General features: G+C 70.7%; 11 protein-coding genes. 2 read left to right on the forward strand and 9 right to left on the reverse strand.

Going from position 1 to position 16,976, the window contains the following annotated elements:
* Positions 1-91 precede the first annotated feature (91 nt).
* Positions 92-2,257, forward strand: coding sequence for a hypothetical protein (locus KUG38_RS10630; RefSeq protein WP_216921176.1), 2,166 nt, complete (start codon positions 92-94; stop codon positions 2,255-2,257).
* Between the two features lie 15 nt (positions 2,258-2,272).
* Here KUG38_RS10630 and KUG38_RS10635 read toward each other — a convergent pair whose 3' ends face one another.
* From KUG38_RS10635 to KUG38_RS10660, 6 genes are all read right to left on the reverse strand, one after another.
* Complete coding sequence (locus tag KUG38_RS10635) at positions 2,273-3,682, reverse strand: beta-barrel domain-containing protein (protein WP_216921177.1); 1,410 nt, start codon at positions 3,680-3,682, stop codon at positions 2,273-2,275.
* On the reverse strand, positions 3,679-6,777 hold the full coding sequence (locus KUG38_RS10640; protein WP_216921179.1) for a peptidase domain-containing ABC transporter: 3,099 nt from the start codon (positions 6,775-6,777) through the stop codon (positions 3,679-3,681). The genes KUG38_RS10635 and KUG38_RS10640 overlap by 4 nt, the downstream gene beginning before the upstream one ends.
* Before the next feature lie 3 nt (positions 6,778-6,780).
* Positions 6,781-7,596, reverse strand: a complete 816-nt coding sequence (locus tag KUG38_RS10645; RefSeq protein WP_216921181.1) for a peptidylprolyl isomerase — start codon at positions 7,594-7,596, stop codon at positions 6,781-6,783.
* 47 nt (positions 7,597-7,643) lie between these two features.
* Positions 7,644-9,707, reverse strand: coding sequence for a calcium-binding protein (locus KUG38_RS10650; RefSeq protein ID WP_216921184.1), 2,064 nt, complete (start codon positions 9,705-9,707; stop codon positions 7,644-7,646).
* 92 nt (positions 9,708-9,799) lie between these two features.
* Entirely contained in the window at positions 9,800-12,511 is a 2,712-nt protein-coding gene (locus KUG38_RS10655) for a beta strand repeat-containing protein (RefSeq protein ID WP_216921187.1), read from the reverse strand.
* A gap of 660 nt (positions 12,512-13,171) precedes the next feature.
* Positions 13,172-13,612, reverse strand: a complete 441-nt coding sequence (locus KUG38_RS10660; protein WP_216921190.1) for a peptidylprolyl isomerase — start codon at positions 13,610-13,612, stop codon at positions 13,172-13,174.
* A 49-nt stretch (positions 13,613-13,661) separates the two neighbouring features.
* On the opposite strand from KUG38_RS10660, the gene mtnP reads away from it, so the two are divergent.
* Complete coding sequence (gene mtnP / locus KUG38_RS10665; RefSeq protein WP_216921193.1) at positions 13,662-14,633, forward strand: S-methyl-5'-thioadenosine phosphorylase; 972 nt, start codon at positions 13,662-13,664, stop codon at positions 14,631-14,633.
* Here the strand turns inward: mtnP and murQ are convergent.
* The 3 genes from murQ to KUG38_RS10680 form a co-directional block, all read right to left on the reverse strand.
* Positions 14,599-15,546 carry an N-acetylmuramic acid 6-phosphate etherase gene (murQ, locus tag KUG38_RS10670; protein ID WP_216921196.1) on the reverse strand — a complete coding sequence of 316 codons (948 nt, stop codon included), beginning with the start codon at positions 15,544-15,546 and terminating at the stop codon, positions 14,599-14,601. The genes mtnP and murQ overlap by 35 nt on opposite strands.
* Complete coding sequence (locus tag KUG38_RS10675) at positions 15,543-15,944, reverse strand: DUF3110 domain-containing protein (protein WP_216921205.1); 402 nt, start codon at positions 15,942-15,944, stop codon at positions 15,543-15,545. The genes murQ and KUG38_RS10675 overlap by 4 nt, the downstream gene beginning before the upstream one ends.
* A gap of 86 nt (positions 15,945-16,030) precedes the next feature.
* Positions 16,031-16,975, reverse strand: a complete 945-nt coding sequence (locus KUG38_RS10680; RefSeq protein WP_216921208.1) for a DnaJ domain-containing protein — start codon at positions 16,973-16,975, stop codon at positions 16,031-16,033.
* Position 16,976: the final 1 nt, after the last annotated feature.

Consider the following 16,976-nt stretch of genomic DNA (forward strand, 5'->3'; position numbering starts at 1 on the left):
CCATCGAGGGCTCGCCCCTGCCGATCCTTCTGGCCCGGTCAGCGCAGGGGAACGTGGCCTCTCGCCGCCCGGCCAGGCGGCAGCGGCGGCCATGGCCAACACCTGGGCCCAGGAGGCGCCGCTGTCGGGATTCCGCTCGCCGGTCGCCGCCGGCTCCGGGCTGCTCTGGACCGGCTCCCCCGCTGCCGCCCGGCGCCAGCAGCGGAGCGTTGCCCTGGAGTCCAGCGACGCGACCAGTGACGCGACCAGCGACGTGAACGGGGACGGCCCGAAACAGCCGATGATGGCGAGGTCTGTGGCGCCGCCGGAGATCCCGACGTTCCGGGTCGTCGTCCGCAGCGACGACAGCATCGTCAGCCGTTCGGTGGAAGGGGGGGCCGAGAGCCGCTACCGCCAGAGCCTCGACGCCCTCCGAGACACGGTGATCGATCTACGCGACATCCACACACCCCGGGTGCAGGTGGGATCCGATCGCGAGCTGACACTCCTGGCCCTTTCGGTGCTCGACGATGCCGGCCTGAGCCTGGCCACCCACACCACCGGCATGAACCGGGCCAGTCTTCAGCTGGGGCCAGAGGCCAACGACATCCTTCTGCGGGTCTCGGACGCCATCGATCTGGCTCTGGTGGCCGGCGGCCTGGCCCGGGGGCAGGTTCTCCAGTCCCTGATCGGCATGCTGGACAGCCGCCTCGAGGACGCGGGCGGAGGGGGCACGCTGGAACTCAGCAGCCTGGCCCGGTTCCAGCTCCACTCCCCGGTGAGCGCGGTGAAGAGTCAGATCGGCATCGACCTGCTCGCCCAGGCCATGCAGGACAGCGCCATCCTCCTGGGGGATGGGGACGACCGGGTGCTGATCGCCAGTGGCTTCCGGGATCCCCAGGGTGGTGGCCCCGGCCTGAGCATCACCCTGCCGGCCGCCGCCGATCCGGCGGAAACCGAAGCTTCCCTGCAGCTGCGGGCACGGGCCCTCGGGTTGGTGAACAGCCGGCTGCAGGTGGGCGGAGGCGACGATGTGGTCAGCATCCGGACCTGGCTCGATCAGCCCTGGCGCGACCTGACCTGGCAGGCCGTCACCGAGCGGATCGCCCTGCTGGATTCCGATGTCGACCTGGGGGAAGGGGACGACCGACTGAGCGTGGAGGGCGCCGTGACCGGCTCCCGCATCGCCGCGGGCCCTGGCACCAACAGGCTCGACTTCGACGGACCCGTGACCGGCTCAACGCTGACGTTTGCGGCGGACTCCAGCAATGCCGTCGGCCTCGGAGAGGGGGACGACACCCTCTCGCTCCATCTGGCGGGGGAGGCCCCGGCGCAGCTGAGGCTGGCGGCGGCGGGCGGGGACGACCGGATCGATGCTCCCCTGGCGCGGCTGGCCGGCTCCCTCGACGGCGGCGGCGGCTTCGACAGCCTGGTGAACGCCCCTGGGGACGAGGGGGTGGCCAGGGGGGAAGGGGTGGTGGCCGTCCACCTGGAGGCCCCCGGGAGCGGAACGATCGGCTCGCTCGACTTCAGCGGCTGGGAGAACCTGTTCCTCGGCGATGGGGATGCCCTGGTGACGGTGGGGGTCACCGGCAGGCTCGACGGGATCCTGCAGGGTGGCGATGGCCTTGACGGGCTCGACTACGGCGCCTGGCGGGAGGGGGTGGTGGTCGATCTTGGCCGTGGCGAGGCCAGCGGCATCCTCGGGGGCATCAGCGGTTTCGAGACGCTGCGGACCGGGGCCGGCGACGACCGGTTCGAGCTGGATCTGGGGGCCCTGGAGGATCGCACCGGAGCGGGCGCGCCACCGCTGGTCGTCAGCGGCGGCGCGGGACGCGATCGCTTCGTGCTGGCCGGGATGGAGGCCATCCGGATGCGGGCCCAGGCCAACGACCGTGCCCTGCCGGTGCTGGCAGATCTGGAGTGGAGCCCTGGTGGCGGCATCGGCCTGACCGATGCCATCGCCTGGCGTCTGGGCGGCCTCCTCGCCGATCGGGCGGCGGAGTCGGTTCCGGTCGACCTGACGCCGGCGGGTCTGGAGGGGATCGGCGAGCCCCGGCTGCTGCCGATCGCCCCCCTGGATCAGCTAGTCAGCGGCATGGGAACCCGGCCCACCGGAGTGGACCAGCTGGCGATCGCCACCGGGGACCTGGGCAGCCGGCTGGTGCTGCTGGGGTCCGACAGAAGCGTCACCGCCATCGCCGAACTCCCCGCCCTGCGCTCACCCGATGCCGGTTCCGCCGCAGGCACCGTGCCGGGGGCCGCCGCGGCGGCCTGAGCTACCGCAGGGGGCTCAGCGCATGGTGCGGGTGGCGTCGAGGACGCCGCCGAACCGGTCGTTGAGCAGGGCCAGCACCGGTCGGGTGCCCAGCTGCACCAGCCCCGTGACGGCCATGCCCGCCTGCAGGGGGTAGCTGCGGCCGTTCCGTCCCAGTGGCCTCTGCTCCAGGCGCACCAGCACGGGGAAGGTTTCCTCGCCGCTGCGGGGGTCGGGGGGAAGGGCATCCGCCCCCACCCGCACCACGGTCCCCTTGAGGGAGCCGTAGTCGGTGAAGGGTAGGGAGGTCACCCGCACATCAACCGCCATCCCCGGCCGCAGGAAGGCGATGTCCCGGTTGGAGATCGCCAGTTCCGCCTCCAGGGGTCCCTGGGGCACCAGCCGGAGCAGGGGACGGCCCGGGCTGGAGATCTCCCCCGACCTGGCCTGAAGATCGAAGACCCTGCCGGCACGCGGCGCGACCACCCGGCCGAGTCGCAGCCGTTCCTCCACCTGGCCCAGGCGGGTGGACGTCTCCAACAGCCGATGGCGGGCCTCGTCGTAGCGATCCCAGAGGCGGCGGGCGTTGTCCGTGCCCACCTGCTCCTGGTTCGTCAGGCTCTCGACCACGCCGCTGCCGGCGGCGGCGCGCTGCTGTTCCGTGCGGCGGATGGTGCTGAGCAGATCCAGCTGGCGTTCGTCCTGGCGCTCGAGTTCGAGGTGGGAGATCGCCCCCTCGCGGGCGAGCTGGGCCATCCGCTCGCGGATGTTGGCGTTGAGAGCGAAGCGGGCCCGCAGCGCCGCCAGCACATCAGTCTGCTCCCGTTCGCCAGCCTGGCTGCGGCGCAGTCGCTGCAGGGCCACCCGCCGGCGCAGCTCGATGTCCCGGCGATCGAGGGCCAGCACCTGCCGCTCCTCCCGGCTGCCGCCCGGCAGGGACGGCAGTCCCAGCGGCTGCGCCGCCTGGTTCACCTGCCGGCGCCAGAGATCCGCCTGGAGCAGCAGGTCGCGCCGTTCGCGCCAGGCTTCCCGGGCGTCGAACGCCACCAGCAGCTGGCCGGCCCTGACCGACTGGCCTTCCCGGACCGGAACCTGGCGGATCGGTGCCGTGAACGGCGGCAGAACGTCGAGGCTGCCACCGACGGGACGCAGCTTGCCGGTGGTGCTGATCGAGGAATCAATTCGGGCCACGGCGCCGTAGATGACGCCGAAACCTGTCAGGCCGATCAGGCTCCAGATGATCGCCCGGCTCCAGCCTCTGGTGGAGCGGGGCAGATGGGTGCGGCGGCGCTGGCGGGAGAGACGCACCGGAGGCGGCGCCGGCTCAGCGGGGGGGGCCTGGCCAGGCGCCATCGTGGCCGTGGGGCTGTGCCCGTTGCCATGGCCGTTGGCGGCGGCCAGGCCGTGGCCGTTGGTGCTGGTGGTGCCGTCGGCGACGGGGGTCATGGTGCCATTCCTCCTGCGGCGATGACCGGCTCCGTTACCTGTGGCGGCAAGGCCACGACGGGCGGGGCAACCGCTTCGGGCGACTGGGTCGGGGAGGAACGACCCTGCTGGCGGAAGAGCGCGTAGTACGGACCGCGGGCCTGTATCAGTTCGTCGTGGCGGCCCACCTCCAGGACAGCCCCCTGCCCCATGCAGACGATCATGTCCGCCTTCACGATCGAGGAGAGGCGATGGGTGATGAACAGCACGGTGCAGCCCGCCAGGGCCTGCATCAGGTTTTCGCTCACCACGCGCTCGGTCTGGTAGTCGAGGGCGGAGGTGGCTTCGTCCATGATCAGCAGCCGCGGCTTCTGCAGGATCGTGCGGGCGATGGCGATCCGCTGGCGCTGGCCGCCCGAGAGGCTGCTGCCCCGCTCCCCCACCTCCGTGGAGTAACCGGCCGGCAGGTCCATGATGAAGTCGTGGGCGGCGGCGATCCGGGCGGCCTCGATCACCTCCTCGGTGCTGGCGTCGGGGTTGGTGAGGGTGATGTTCTCCTCCACGGAGCCATCGAACAGGACCGTGTCCTGGGGGACGATGCCGAGCTGGCGGCGCAGCGAATGGAGCTCCACCTTGGCCACGTCGATCCCATCAACGAGCACCACGCCCTCTTCGGGGGTGTACAGCCGTGCCAGCAGCTTGGTGAGGGTGCTCTTGCCCGATCCGCTGGCGCCGACGATCGCCACGAAGGTGCCGTGGGGAATGGTCAGGTTCAGGCCCTTCAGCAGCAGGGGGGAGGAGGGCTGGTAGCGGAAGGAGATGTTGCGGAAGCGGATCTCCCCCTGGATGGGTGGCATGACCAGGCGCCTGGCGTTGTCCTCGGGGGCCTCCTGGGGGTGATCGATGACATCGCTGAGGCGCTCAAGGGAGAGGGCCGTTTCCTGCACGGACTGCCAGATCGACGTCATGCGCAGCAAGGGCCCGGTGACGTAGCCGGCGATGATGCGGAAGGCGATCAGTTCCCCCAGGCTGAGGGCACCCGACAGCACCATGCCGGCGCCGGCCCAGATGACGATCAGACCGGAGAGTTTGTTGAGGAATCCACTAATCGAACTGGCTGTGGTGCCCACCAGGGTGTTATCGAACCCATCGGCCACGTAGTCGGTGTACAGATCCTGCCACTTCCAGCGGCTGCGCAGTTCGATGTTCTGGGCCTTCACCGTCATCATGCTGCTGAGCACCTCCACCAGGTGGCTCTGGGTGCGGGCATGGGCGACGGCCCTTCTCTGCAGCTGGACCTGCACGATCGGTGAGACCACCAGCACCAGCAGCACCAGGAATGGCACCACGGCGAGGGTCAGCAGGGTGAGCTGCCAGCTGTAGATCAGCATCACCCCGATGTAGAGCACCGAGAAGACGGCATCGAGAATGGTGGTCAGGGCGGTACCGGTGAGGAAGCCACGCACCTTCTCCAGTTCGCCGATGCGGCTGCTCACCTCACCCACCGGTCGGCGATCGAAATAGCTGAGGGGCAGCCGCAGCAGGTGATCGATGATCTGGGTCCCCAGGCTCAGATCGATGCGGTTCGTGGTGTCCACGAACAGGAAAGTGCGCAGGCAGAGCAGCAGCCCCTCGAACAGGGCGAAGACCACCAGCAGCACCCCGAGCACGCCGAGGGCGCCGGGGCTGTTGTTGATGATCACCTTGTCGATCACCTGCTGGATCAGCAGCGGGTTCACCAGGCCGAAGAGCTGCACGAAGAAGCTGGCCAGCAGCACCTCCAGGAGCACGGTGCGGTGCTCCCGCAGGGCCGGCAGGAACCAGCGGAAACCGAACCGGCGCCGCGGCGTGAGATCGTTGACCCTCAGCGTCAGCACATCCCCGGCCTCGCCCCACTGGTCCCGGAAGTCCGCCAGGGAGAGCTCCTGGTTGCCGACGGCCGGAATGCCCAGCAGCACCGACCGGCCGGTGCAGCGCCAGATCACCGCCAGACCATTGCCCCAGCGGATCATCAACGGTGGTGTCAGCCGCGGCAGAGCACCCACCTGAATCTCCAGCAGCTGGGTCTGCAGCCCCATCGATTCGGCCACCGCCCCCGCCAGCGGCAGGGACGCCTCGCCGTGCCGCTGCACCTGGTCGCCGAACACCCGGCGCAGCATCTCGCGCCGGAAGGGCAGGTCGAGATGCTGGCTGAGCATCTGGAAGGCCGCGATCGGCGACTCCAGGGGACCGGTGCCCCGCACCCAGGGAAAGGCCTCGGGGCCCTGGGGATCCGACACGGGCCCGGGGGCCGGCGCCGTCAGGTCGATCGGCTCGGCGGCCGTGATCGCGGCGGGCTCCAGGCCCGGTCGCTGCTGCTCCCAGCGGGCGAGGAGCCTGGCTCGCCAGCCATCACCCGTGACCTCGGGCTGCTCCGGCGGCGTCGGTTCCAGGATCGCCGCCAGGGCCTGGCGGTCGATGCCGAGAAGACGGAGGGGCTCCTGCGCCTCGGAGGGCTCCGTGTCCACCACAGCCGTGCCCAGGGGCAGCGGCCCCGCCGCCACCAGCCACAGCCGTTCCCTCTCAGCCACGAAGCCGGCCGGCTGCGCCGGATTCCAGGTGCGCACCGCCGTGCCATCGGCCAGCTGGTTCGCGGCCGCCACAACCTCCTGGGAGAGGGCCCGCGGGTAGTCCTGCAGGTGGGCATCGAGGACAGCGAACAGCTCGGACGGGCTGACGCCGCCCCGCACCCGTTCCGCCAGGAGCGGATGGTGCTCCAGTTCCCGTTGCAGCGATTCGTGGGGCAGGGCGACCACCACCAGATCGGTGGAGGCGATCAGGGTCTCCCAGCAGCGGCCGCAGCTGATCAGAGTCCAACCCAGCACCGCTCCCGGCTGGAGACGTTGCAGGGTGCTGACGCCCCGGGCCAGACGACGGGAAAACACCACCGAGCGGGCCGTGCCCTCCAGCAGGAGAAAGATCCGGGCCGGCGGGTGGTCGACGCGGCAGATGGGCTGGCCCTGCTGGAAGCGCTGCAGCTCGGCCTCTGCGGAGAGGCGCCCGAGCAGCTCCGGCGGCTGGTCGGCCAGGAAGGGAAAGCAGAGCAGCAGGTCGTCGAGGGTTGGGGCGGTGGTCATGGATCAGGCTCCCGCCAGGGCTGGTAAGGGAGCCGGCGGTAGCGGGGCCCCCGCGTGGGTGCGGCGCAGCTCCGCCAGGGCGCTCTCCAGCCAGCACTCCAGATCCGGCTGCAGGAGTTCCTCCAGCAGCCGGTGCCGCAGGGCCTCGGTCAGGCTGGCGGGCCGGCGGTGCTCCAGCCGGACCAGCAGGATCGACGCCTCGAGCACAAAGGGAGGGTGCATGTCACCGGGGGCCAGGGAAGCCAGCACACCGCGCAGGGTGGGGTGCAGCTGGGTGAGCTCGATCGGACCGACGATCCCCCGGGTGACGCTCTCGTCGCCCAGGGAATGGCGACTGGCAAGTGCACCGAAGCTGGCCCCGTCGTCGATCAGGCGCAGGTAGAGCTCCTCGGCGAGCCCCTGCTGGGGCAGGCGCATCAGGCGCAGCACCACCTGCTCGAGATCCGCCCGCCGCTCGAGGTAGTGGGCCTCCACCCGCTCTCCGTAGCGATCCTCCAGAACCTTCTGGAGGCGCAGATGGTCCCAGCGCTGGCGGACCCTCCCCCGCACGTCCTCTGGCAGGCTGCCGATCCATTCCCCCGCCAGGTCGGTCTCCGGGGCGGTGGGGGCGTCGCCGGGCAGTCCCGCCCACAGCTGCGCCCCCATCTCGCCCACCTCATCCGACGAGAAACGGGCCTCCTGCCGGAGGCCTTCGAGCGCCAGCTCCCGGGCCAGGGCCCGCAGGACCCCCCGCTGCTCAAGCACGTCGTGGAGGGGGAGGCGGGCCATGGCCTCCAGGGCGCGGCCGAGCTCATGGTGAAGCTGGGGAACGGAAGGCATGGGTCACTCCCTCGGGGATGGATGGGAACGGGCGCGATCGCCCCGGTTCAGCCGCCGCCGCCGAACTGGATGCTGGATTTTGTGAGGGCGCCCGGATCGGCCATGGTCACGGTGCCGAGGCTGCGGCTGCCCTTCGACCAGTCGCCGTCGGCATCGAACAGCAGCTGGCGGGTGTCGGTGGCATAGGCCAGGGAGGGCGAGCCGATGCCGAGGGAGCGGATGTCCGCCAGGCTTCCCACCACCACGCCGATCTGGCTGTTCTGGGGGCCGTCACGCACCACCAGTTGGCCGCCCTGGATCCCGAAGATCGCCCCCTGGCTCTGCCAGAGGGACTGGGTGAGGGAGCCCAGGGTGCTGCTGAGTTCGAGGACGTCGCCCCGGGCAGCGTCGAAGTTGCTGATGGTGTCCAGGAGTGCCAGCGTCTGGCCGCCCTGCATCAGGGCGCCCTGCTCCCAGAGCTCCTGCTTCTGCTGGCTCCCCAGCGATCCCCAGAACGCCGGATCCGCCAGTCGCTGGGCGAAAACGTCGCTGCTGGAGGCATCGAGCGCCGAACCCGCATTCGACTGCAGGAAGGTGTTCGAGCCAGTCCCGCCGACCGTGAGGTCCTGGCCGAAGCCGCCGTCCAGGCGGTTGCCGTCGCCGGCGGCCACCTTCAGGCTGTCGTTGCCGAAACCGCCCTGGAGTCTGTTGTCGAGCGCCAGGCCCATCACCGCGATGGCGTCGTCGCCGAAGCCGCCATCGAGGGAGGAGCTGCGGGCACGGTCGAGGAGGATCGCGTCGTCGCCGCCGGCGGCCTCGATCCGGCTGCGGCTGGCGGCGCCGACCACCGCGTCGTCCCCCAGTCCGGTGTTGATCCGGCTGTCACGGATCCCGTCGAACCCACCGGGCCCGCCGATCAGGGCGGAGGCATCCAGAAACACATCGGCTTCTTGAACGCCGTCACCGTCAGCGTCCAGCCCCGAGCTCTGCTCGGTGTGGATGCGGCCCATCACCACGTCGTTCCCGGAGCCGGTGAGGATGGTGGAGCGATCAATGCCCGCCGCGTCCATCGTCGGCAGGAGTCCACCGCTCCTGGGCGATGCGAAGCCCCCCATCCCCACCACGGTGGCCCCCTCGTTGGTGATGGGTGCACCGCCGTTGCTCTGGAGATCGACGGCGAGCAGACCGATCCCCTGCAGGCTGTTCAGTAGCAAAGAGCCAGTCGGCGGAACGCTGGCCATGTCGAGCTGGGCCAGGCCCGATCCCTGAACGCTCACCGCTCCAGTCAAAGGTCCCCGCAGAACGGCGTGATCGATGCCGATGGCCGTCGCCGAGAGGTTGGCCGGCTCGGCTCCGCTGGGTGGGGCGCCCGCCAGGGAGAGGCTGGCGGCCGCGATGCCGCTGATCTGGGCCGGGGATCCCGGCACCGCCGCCGGCAGGGCCATCACCCGGTAGCCCTCGATGCCCCTGGCATCGGCCACGCCGCGGGCGGCGCTGGTCGTCGGCCCGGGATCGGCGTCAAGGGTGGCGGAGGCCAGCACCGCGGCGTTGGGCTGGCCGAAGAAGGTGGGGAGGGCGACCGTTGCGGGGGGATCGGCGGACGGGGCACCCTCCAGCCCCCGCACCGTGGCGAGGGCAGACAGCTGGGCCGTGAGGGACGGCAGGCCCCCGGCGGGCAGCAGGGACCGGGTCGCGGCCGAGGCCGCCGCCCGCAGGGGGTCGGCGGGGGTGCCGATCCGCAGGGCGCCGCCGCCGCGGGTGACCACGTCGATGTTGGCCAGGCCGATGTTGGTGGCCGTGGCATCGGCGAGATTGGTGTTGCGGCCGACCGTGGTGGCCGTGGCGCCCGCCGTTCCCGCGATCGAGCCGCCCCCGGTGACGATCGACAGACCGGGGCTGTCAAAGAAGGCGGCGTCGGCGGGACTGGCCAGGAACCGGCTTGAGCCGAGGCCCAGGCCAAGGGCGGTGGCGATGGAGCCGACCGGCTCCGGCGCCGGCAGGACCAACCGGTTGCTGGCCTGGGCACTGGGTGCGATGGTGAGCTGGAGGCTGCCGCCGAGATAGGTGCTGCCTTGGTCGAGCCGCAGGGCCAGGGCCCGCGACAGGGCGGTGGTGATGGGTGGAATCGCCATGGGGCAACGGGGCGCAGGGACCGGAAGGGAGTCAGGGGAAGGGGCCGGATCGGTGGATCCGGCCCCGGAGGGGAGATCGCTCCGCAGCGACGTCAGACGGTCACGGTGGAGGCCTGGGCCAGGGTCTCGCTCACCGCCGAGGCGGTGATGTTGCCGCTCTGGAGGATGTTGATCTGGTAGCCGCTCATGCCCACCACATCGCTGTTGGCGGTGGCGGTGGCCATCCCCGTGGTGGTCGAGGCCATCACCTCGTTCACCAGACGCGCCGTGGCCCTGAGATCGCCGTTGAGGCTGGCGTTGTTCCAGTTCCCCAGCAGACCTGCCACCTTCACGTCGGAACTGGCGGTGGCATCACCGGTGACGGCCATCGCATTGGTCCCGTAGGTCCCCTGCGCTTCCGCGGTCACGTTGTCGGCGGAGAGATCCACCTTCTTGATGCCGGCGATGAAGGCCTCGGTACCGGCCAGGGCGTCGCCCGTGATGGTGTTGGCGGTGCCGAGGGCGCTGCCGGTGCCCCGGCCGATGACGTTGCCGGCCAGTCCTGCGCTGATCGCGCTGACGCCCGAGCTGCTGAGGGCTCCCATGCCGTCGTAGCCGCTGCCCTTGATGCCGATGGCGGTCTGCTCGACCCCGACGCTGGCATCACCGGTGGTGGTGGTGGACAGGACGCTGGGGGCGGCCGCCGTGGCGGTGCCGGCGGTGTTGCCGGTGGTGCCGATCGTGACCTTGGTGTTGCCGAGGTGGATGCCGATCGCCTTGAGGTCGGAACTGGCATCAGTGGCGCCGGTCACCGCGGAGGCCAGGGTGCGGCTGTCTGTGACGGTGGCGGTGCCGGTCACGTTGCCCGCCTTGCCGATGGCGATCGTGACGTCGTTGTCGATCCCCTTGGCGGACAGATCGGTGGCGGCGGCGGCGTCACCGGTGGTGGTGGTCGCCGACGCCGTACCGGTCAGGCCGGCGGTGCCGGTCGCGTTGCCGTCGGTGCCGATGGCGATCTTGCTGTCCTTGATCCCACGCGCCTTCTGCGCGGCCTCCGCCACGGCGTCGCCGGTCACCGAGGCAGCGGTGGCCCCCACGGTGCCGCTGGCGGAACCCGCCACACTGCCGGCCTTGCCGATCGTGACGGGAGAGGCGTTGAGGCCGATCACACTGGAGCCGCTGCCGCCGGCCCGGGCGGTGGTGTCACCGGTGGTGGCGGTGGCGCCGGCGGCCAGATCGGAGGCGGCGGTGGCCCTGAAGACGCCGGTTCCAAGCACGTTCTCGCCGATGGCGAGGCTGCTCTGGTTGAAGCCCACCACCGTGGAACCGTTCCCGGCCAGGGCGGTGCTGCCGGCGGTCGTGGTGACGGCACCGGCCGTGGCGCTGGCGTTGAGCGAGGCATCGGCCACGGGGTCGGTGGCGTTGCGGCCCACGGTGATCGTGGTGGCGTGCACGCCGGCGACGAAGTCGCCATTGGCGGCTCCGGCGATCGGATCACCGCCGGAGGTGGTGCTCTGGGCCGTGGCCGACTGCTTGCTGAAGCCCTGGGCAAACAGGCGGGTGGCGTTCTCGCCGATGGCCATTTTGTCGATGGCGATGCCGACCACGTTGTTGTGGTTGGTGGTGGCCGACACGTCGACGTTGGCCGGCGCCGTCACCGCCTTGGCGGAGGCGGCGCTGTTGCCCACGGCGGCGGCCTGGATGTCACCGTCCTTGCCGACGGTGAGGATGGTGCTGGAGCCGGGGCCATTGGAGAGGCTCTGATTGCCCAGCCGGTTGACATCGACGATGCCGCCGATGGTCTTGATGCCCACGGTGGCGGCCGCCGGGCCGGTCACCGTTTCAGCCGTCGCTCTGGCACCCACACCGCCGTTGCCCACGGAGCCCTGGGCGGCCACCGCCCCGTTCTCCCCGAAGCTCATCACCAGACCACCCGGGGACGGCTGAGCCGGTTCGCCCTGGTCCGCGCTGGCAGCGGTGTTGCTGGGGAGCTTGTCCGGGCCGACGGCGATGCCGGCCACGAGCTTGGCCCGGCTCTGGGCGTCAGCCGCCCCGGTGACGCTGGTGGCGGAGGCGTCGAAGGCGCCCGTCCCGAAGGCCGAGACGGTCCCACTGCTGCCGAAGGAGATCGACAGGGGCTTCTTCTCGCCGCCATAGGACGCGCTCGCAGCGTCCTCATCGGTCGGGGGAGGCATCTCGCCTGGCTTCGCACCGCTGGCGTAGATGCCCACCACCTTGGCGTCGTAGGCACCGGCCGTTGCGTTGGACGCTCCCGTTCCCGGCGGCAGTCCCACCGATTCGGCCGCCGCGGTGCTGGTCCCGGTGGCGCTGGCCGTCAGGCTCGTGCCCTGGCCGGCATTGAGTCCCACGTTCTTGAGGCCGAACACCTTGCCGGCATTGGCCGAGGCACTGGAGGCTCCGTCCACCGCTTCGGCCACCGCGAGGGCGTCATTGGTGGCGGTGGACGACACCACGGCATTGGTGCCCACCTGGAGCTGGTTGGGGTGGTGGGTGCTGTTGATGATCCCGCCGGTGGGGCCGTTGTTGCTGGCGCTGGCCGTGGCATTGCCGCTGGTGGTGGTGGCTGCGGCCCCCACCGTTCCCTCCTCGACGGCATTCAGTGTGCCGGCGGTGCCGATCTTGATGCGGCTGTTGAGAATGGCGGCCTGGGCCGTGGTGGCCGCCGTGGCACTGGCGTCGCCGGAAACGACGTCATCAATGGCGGGTGTGGTGGAATCCGCCGACGCCGTCACCGTTGTGCTGGTGCCGACTTCAATGGAGGATTTGTCGATCCCGACAGTGCGGGTGATGTTGGTGGCGGTCATGAGTCGTGAGGATGAAGGGTCTTTAAGTCCTGTAATCCCAGGAGGGCAAGGCAGAGGTGCTCAGCCGGGCCGCTCTTCATTCCTATCACCGTTGTCATAACTCGACCCCGGAAGATGATGTACCTAATGATTACGAGTCAGCGTATGTGCTGCAGATCTGCTTGATCTCAATGTGTCGTGACTCTTCTCAACAGCGCGTTACTGATCAGGGTAATTCTGAGGTGCTGGATGGTTACCTATTCGCCGAGCCAACATCATTCCTCTCCCTGAACACAGCCGGGTGGATCATCCGAGGACCATGGACACCCTGCCACAGACGTCCAATGACCCTGGTCTCCGCCCGGGAGACAGCTCCGCAGATCGGTTGATCTGTCTTGGTTGTAACCGAATCAGCCGTTCATCGGCCACCGCCGCCGGCGACGACGATGTTCCATCCCATGGGGCCGAACATGCTCCCCGTCCCCAACGCCAAGGCGGACAGGGACCGCTCACACTTGAAGCCTCAACGCCGCGGTCCCCCGCCCAATCCCAGGAGTGGGATGGGCAGACTCAGGGGCCTGGGCGCCTGCAGCGCCATCGCATCGATCAGAAAACGTGATCGCCAGGCCAGCCGACGCAGTCGCGCAGCATCGGTGAGGCCTGGCGCGGCCTTGTCCTCGATCAGTCCTCGATCGTCACCTTGCGGATCCGACTGCCGTTCTTCAGGGCCAGCACCACATCGATGTTCTCGGTGTGGCCGAACACGGTGTGCTGGCCATCCAGGTGGGGCTGGGGACCATGGCACAGGAAGAACTGGCTGCCACCGGTGTTGCGACCCGCATGGGCCATCGACAGGCTGCCGGCCTTGTGCTTCTGGGCGTTGATCTCGCAGGGAATCGTGTAGCCGGGGCCACCGGTGCCGGCCATGCCGCGGGCACCCTCGCGGCTGTTGGGACACCCCCCCTGGGCCATGAAGCCGTTGATCACCCGGTGGAAGGCCAGGCCGTCATAGAAGCCGTCCTTCGAGAGCTTCACGAAGTTCGCGACGGTACCGGGGGCATCGGCCTCGAACAGATCGATGGTGATCAGGCCGGCGTCGGTGTCCATCAGGGCCTTGGGCACGGTCGAGGAGGCAAACTTCGACTGTATCCGTCCAGGGCACCACGCATCCATGGCCACCACCGAGCCCCCAACCCCATCGCCCCAGGCCAGCGGTCTGCCGACGTCCGACCTTGCCAAGGCACGACTGGGGGTGCTCGGTGGCAGCGGCCTTTATGCCATGGAGGGCCTGGAGGACGTGCGCGAACTGAGCGTCGACACCCCCTACGGGCCCCCCTCCGACAGCCTGCGGATCGGCCGGATCGGCGATCTGGAGGTGGTGTTCCTGGCCCGCCACGGCCGTCACCACACCTTCACCCCCAGCGAGGTTCCCTACCGGGCCAACCTCTGGGCCCTGCGCTCCCTCGGCGTTCGCTGGATCCTCTCAGTGTCCGCCGTCGGTTCCCTCCAGGAGAGCGTGCGGCCCCTCGACATGGTGGTGCCCGATCAGTTCATCGATCGCACCATGCAGCGGCCGCTCACCTTCTTCGGTGAGGGCCTGGTGGCCCACGTCGGCAATGCGGACCCCTACTGCGCCGTGCTCTCCCGGGTCCTCGCCGACGTCAGCGACAGCCTGATGCCGGAGGGGCGCCAGCTGCACCGCGGCGGCACCTACCTCTGCATGGAGGGGCCGGCCTTCTCCACCCGGGCGGAATCGGAGCTCTACCGCTCCTGGGGCTGCACGGTGATCGGCATGACCAACCACACCGAGGCCCGGCTGGCCCGGGAGGCGGAGATGGCCTACGCCACCCTGGCGATGGTCACCGACTACGACTGCTGGCATGCGATGCATGACGCCGTCACCGTCGAGCTGGTGATCGACAACCTGCGGGCCAATGCGGCCCTCGCCCAGCAGATCGTGCGGCTGGCCGCCGAGCGGGTGCAGGCCCTGCGGCCCCCCAGCCCGGCCCACCAGGCCCTGCGTGATGCGCTGATGACCCCGGCCGCCCAGGTGCCGCCGGCCACCCGCCGCCGCACCGAGCTGTTCACCGCCCCCTACTGGGGACCGTTCAGCGAAGAGGGGGCGTCGACGGCGGCAGGCTGACCCCGAGGGCTTCGAGGCACTGGCGCAGGCCGGGGCCGTGACGCTCCAGGGCCGCACGGGCCGCCCCGGCCTCGAGGCCGGAGGCGGCCATCAGCAGCGCCAGCCGCACCGACCCCCCGGCCCGCTCCAGCAGGCCCAGGCCCTGCTCCCGGGGAACCCCGGCCAGATCCCGCAGGATGCGCAGGGCCCGGTCCTCCAGCTTGCTGTTGGTGACGGCCACATCCACCATCCGGTTGCCGAAGACCTTGCCCAGGCGCACCATCACGCCGGTGGAGAGGATGTTGAGCGCCATCTTGGTGGCGGTGCCCGCCTTGAGCCGGGTGGAGCCGGTCAGCAGTTCCGGCCCGGTCAGCAGGCGGATGTCGATGTCGCAGGGCATCGGCACCTGCTCAGCGGGTACGCAGGCCATCGCCACGGTGAGGGCCCCGATCGCCTGGCCGTGGGCCAGTCCCCCCAGCACGTAGGGGGTGGTGCCGCCGGCGGCGATGCCCACCAGGGCATCATCCGGGCCGAAGCCCCGCTGGACGAGGTCATCGCGGCCCGCCTCCCGCAGGTCCTCGAGCCCTTCGGAGCTGCGCAGCAGGGCCGCGGCTCCGCCAGCGAGCACGCCCTGCACAAGTTCGGGGGGACTGCAGAAGGTGGGCGGACACTCCGCCGCATCCAGCACCCCGAGCCGTCCGGAGGTTCCCGCCCCCAGGTAGAAGAGGCGCCCGCCCCGCGCCAGGCGTGCCGCGATGGCGTCGATGGCGGCCGTCAGGGCCGGAGCGGCGGCCGCCACTGCCTGCTGGGGCAGCAGGTCGTTGGCACAGAACAGCTCCACCAGGCTCGCCGTCGGCAGCTGGTCGAGGGTCTCGCTGGCGGGGTTGGGCCGCTCGGTGAGCAGGTGGCCCCTGTCGTCGCCGGTGGCGCTCAAAGCAGACCTTCGAGGCGACGGCGGAAGGCCTCCAGCTCCGCATCGCCGGCGGGGCCATGGGGGTCCTCCACGTCGGCGGCCGTCGGCTCCTCCTTCCAGCCCGTCACCTCCATGTTCCGTTCGGGCGGGGCGAGCAGCAGCCGCTCCTCCTCGCTCTCGGGCATGAAGCCGGCGGGGACGAAGCGGGCCTCGTAGCCCGCCTCGGCGCAGAAATCCTCCAGATCCTGGCGGTTGAGCACCTCGACGCAGGGCACCGGAAAGTCCTGGGCCTCGAGCAGCCCGGCGTAGCGCTCGGCATCGTCGGGGTTCTCGAACAACAGAACCACTGTGCGGCCGCCGAGCTCGAGCGAGTGGATGCCTTCCTGGTCACTGCCCGGATCGAACAGCAGGACATGCACCGGGTTGGGTGGGAGACCGCCGTCTGTCACATCGTCAGGGGTGGGGCGCAGGCCAGTGTCTCATCCGTAGGCGGTCGATGGGCGGTTCAGTCCCCGTCCCTGGGGCCGTTCTGCTCCCGGTCCAGCTCCCGCAGGCGCCGGAACAGGGCCTCCTCCGCCTCCGTCGGCCGCTCCGGAACGAGGATCCTCACCTCCACCAGCTGGTCGCCCCGCTGGTCCCCCTGGCGCTGCCCCCGCTGCCGCAGCCGCAGCAGCCGGCCGCTGGAGGATCCGGGCGGCACCCGCAGCCGCACGGGGCCCTCCAGGGTGGGCACCACCGCCTGGCAGCCGAGGGCGGCATCGGCGGGGTGGAGATCGAGCTGGTAATGCACCCGCAGGCCGTCGATGCGCAGGCCCTCCTCGGTGCGGACCCGCAGCTGCAGGAAGTGGTCGGCCCCGCCGGCCGCCACCCCGGCCAGGCGCAGCCGCCAGCCATCGCCCGCCAGGGGCGGCGTCCAGACCTCCACCACCGTGCCGTCGCGCAGCTCCAGCTCCAGCCGCTGTCCGCTGAGGGCCTGCTCCGGGGTGAGGGTGACGAGGGTCTCCTCGTCGGTGGCGGCCATCACCGGTGGCGGCGATGCCGGCGCCGTCGCCACCTCGCCGGCCGCGGCGGGCTCCTCCTCGACGGGCTCCTCCTCCCAGTCACGCGGGCTGCGGCGCTCCTGGCCGAACAGCTCCGCCAGGTAGTCCTCGAAGCGGGGAAAGCCCGTGGCGAAAGGGTCGCTGTCGAGCCCGGCGCTGTCCTGACCCTCGCCGGCCTCCCAGGCGCGGCGGCGAACCGGATCGGAGAGCACCGCGTAGGCCTCGTTGACCTCCTTGAAGCGGGCCTCCGCCACTGGGTCGTTGCCATTGAGGTCCGGGTGCCAGCGGCGGGCCTGCTGGCGGAAGGCCCGCTTGATGCCGGCGGCGTCGGCGCCCGGAGCCAGGCCGAGCACCTCCCAGTGATCACGGGCGGCGCTGGCCACCGGGTCCGACGTGGGGGACTGGCTCACG

The organism is Synechococcus sp. CCAP 1479/9, from assembly GCF_019038535.1.
In the GTDB taxonomy this organism is placed as follows: Bacteria; Cyanobacteriota; Cyanobacteriia; order PCC-6307; family Cyanobiaceae; genus Cyanobium.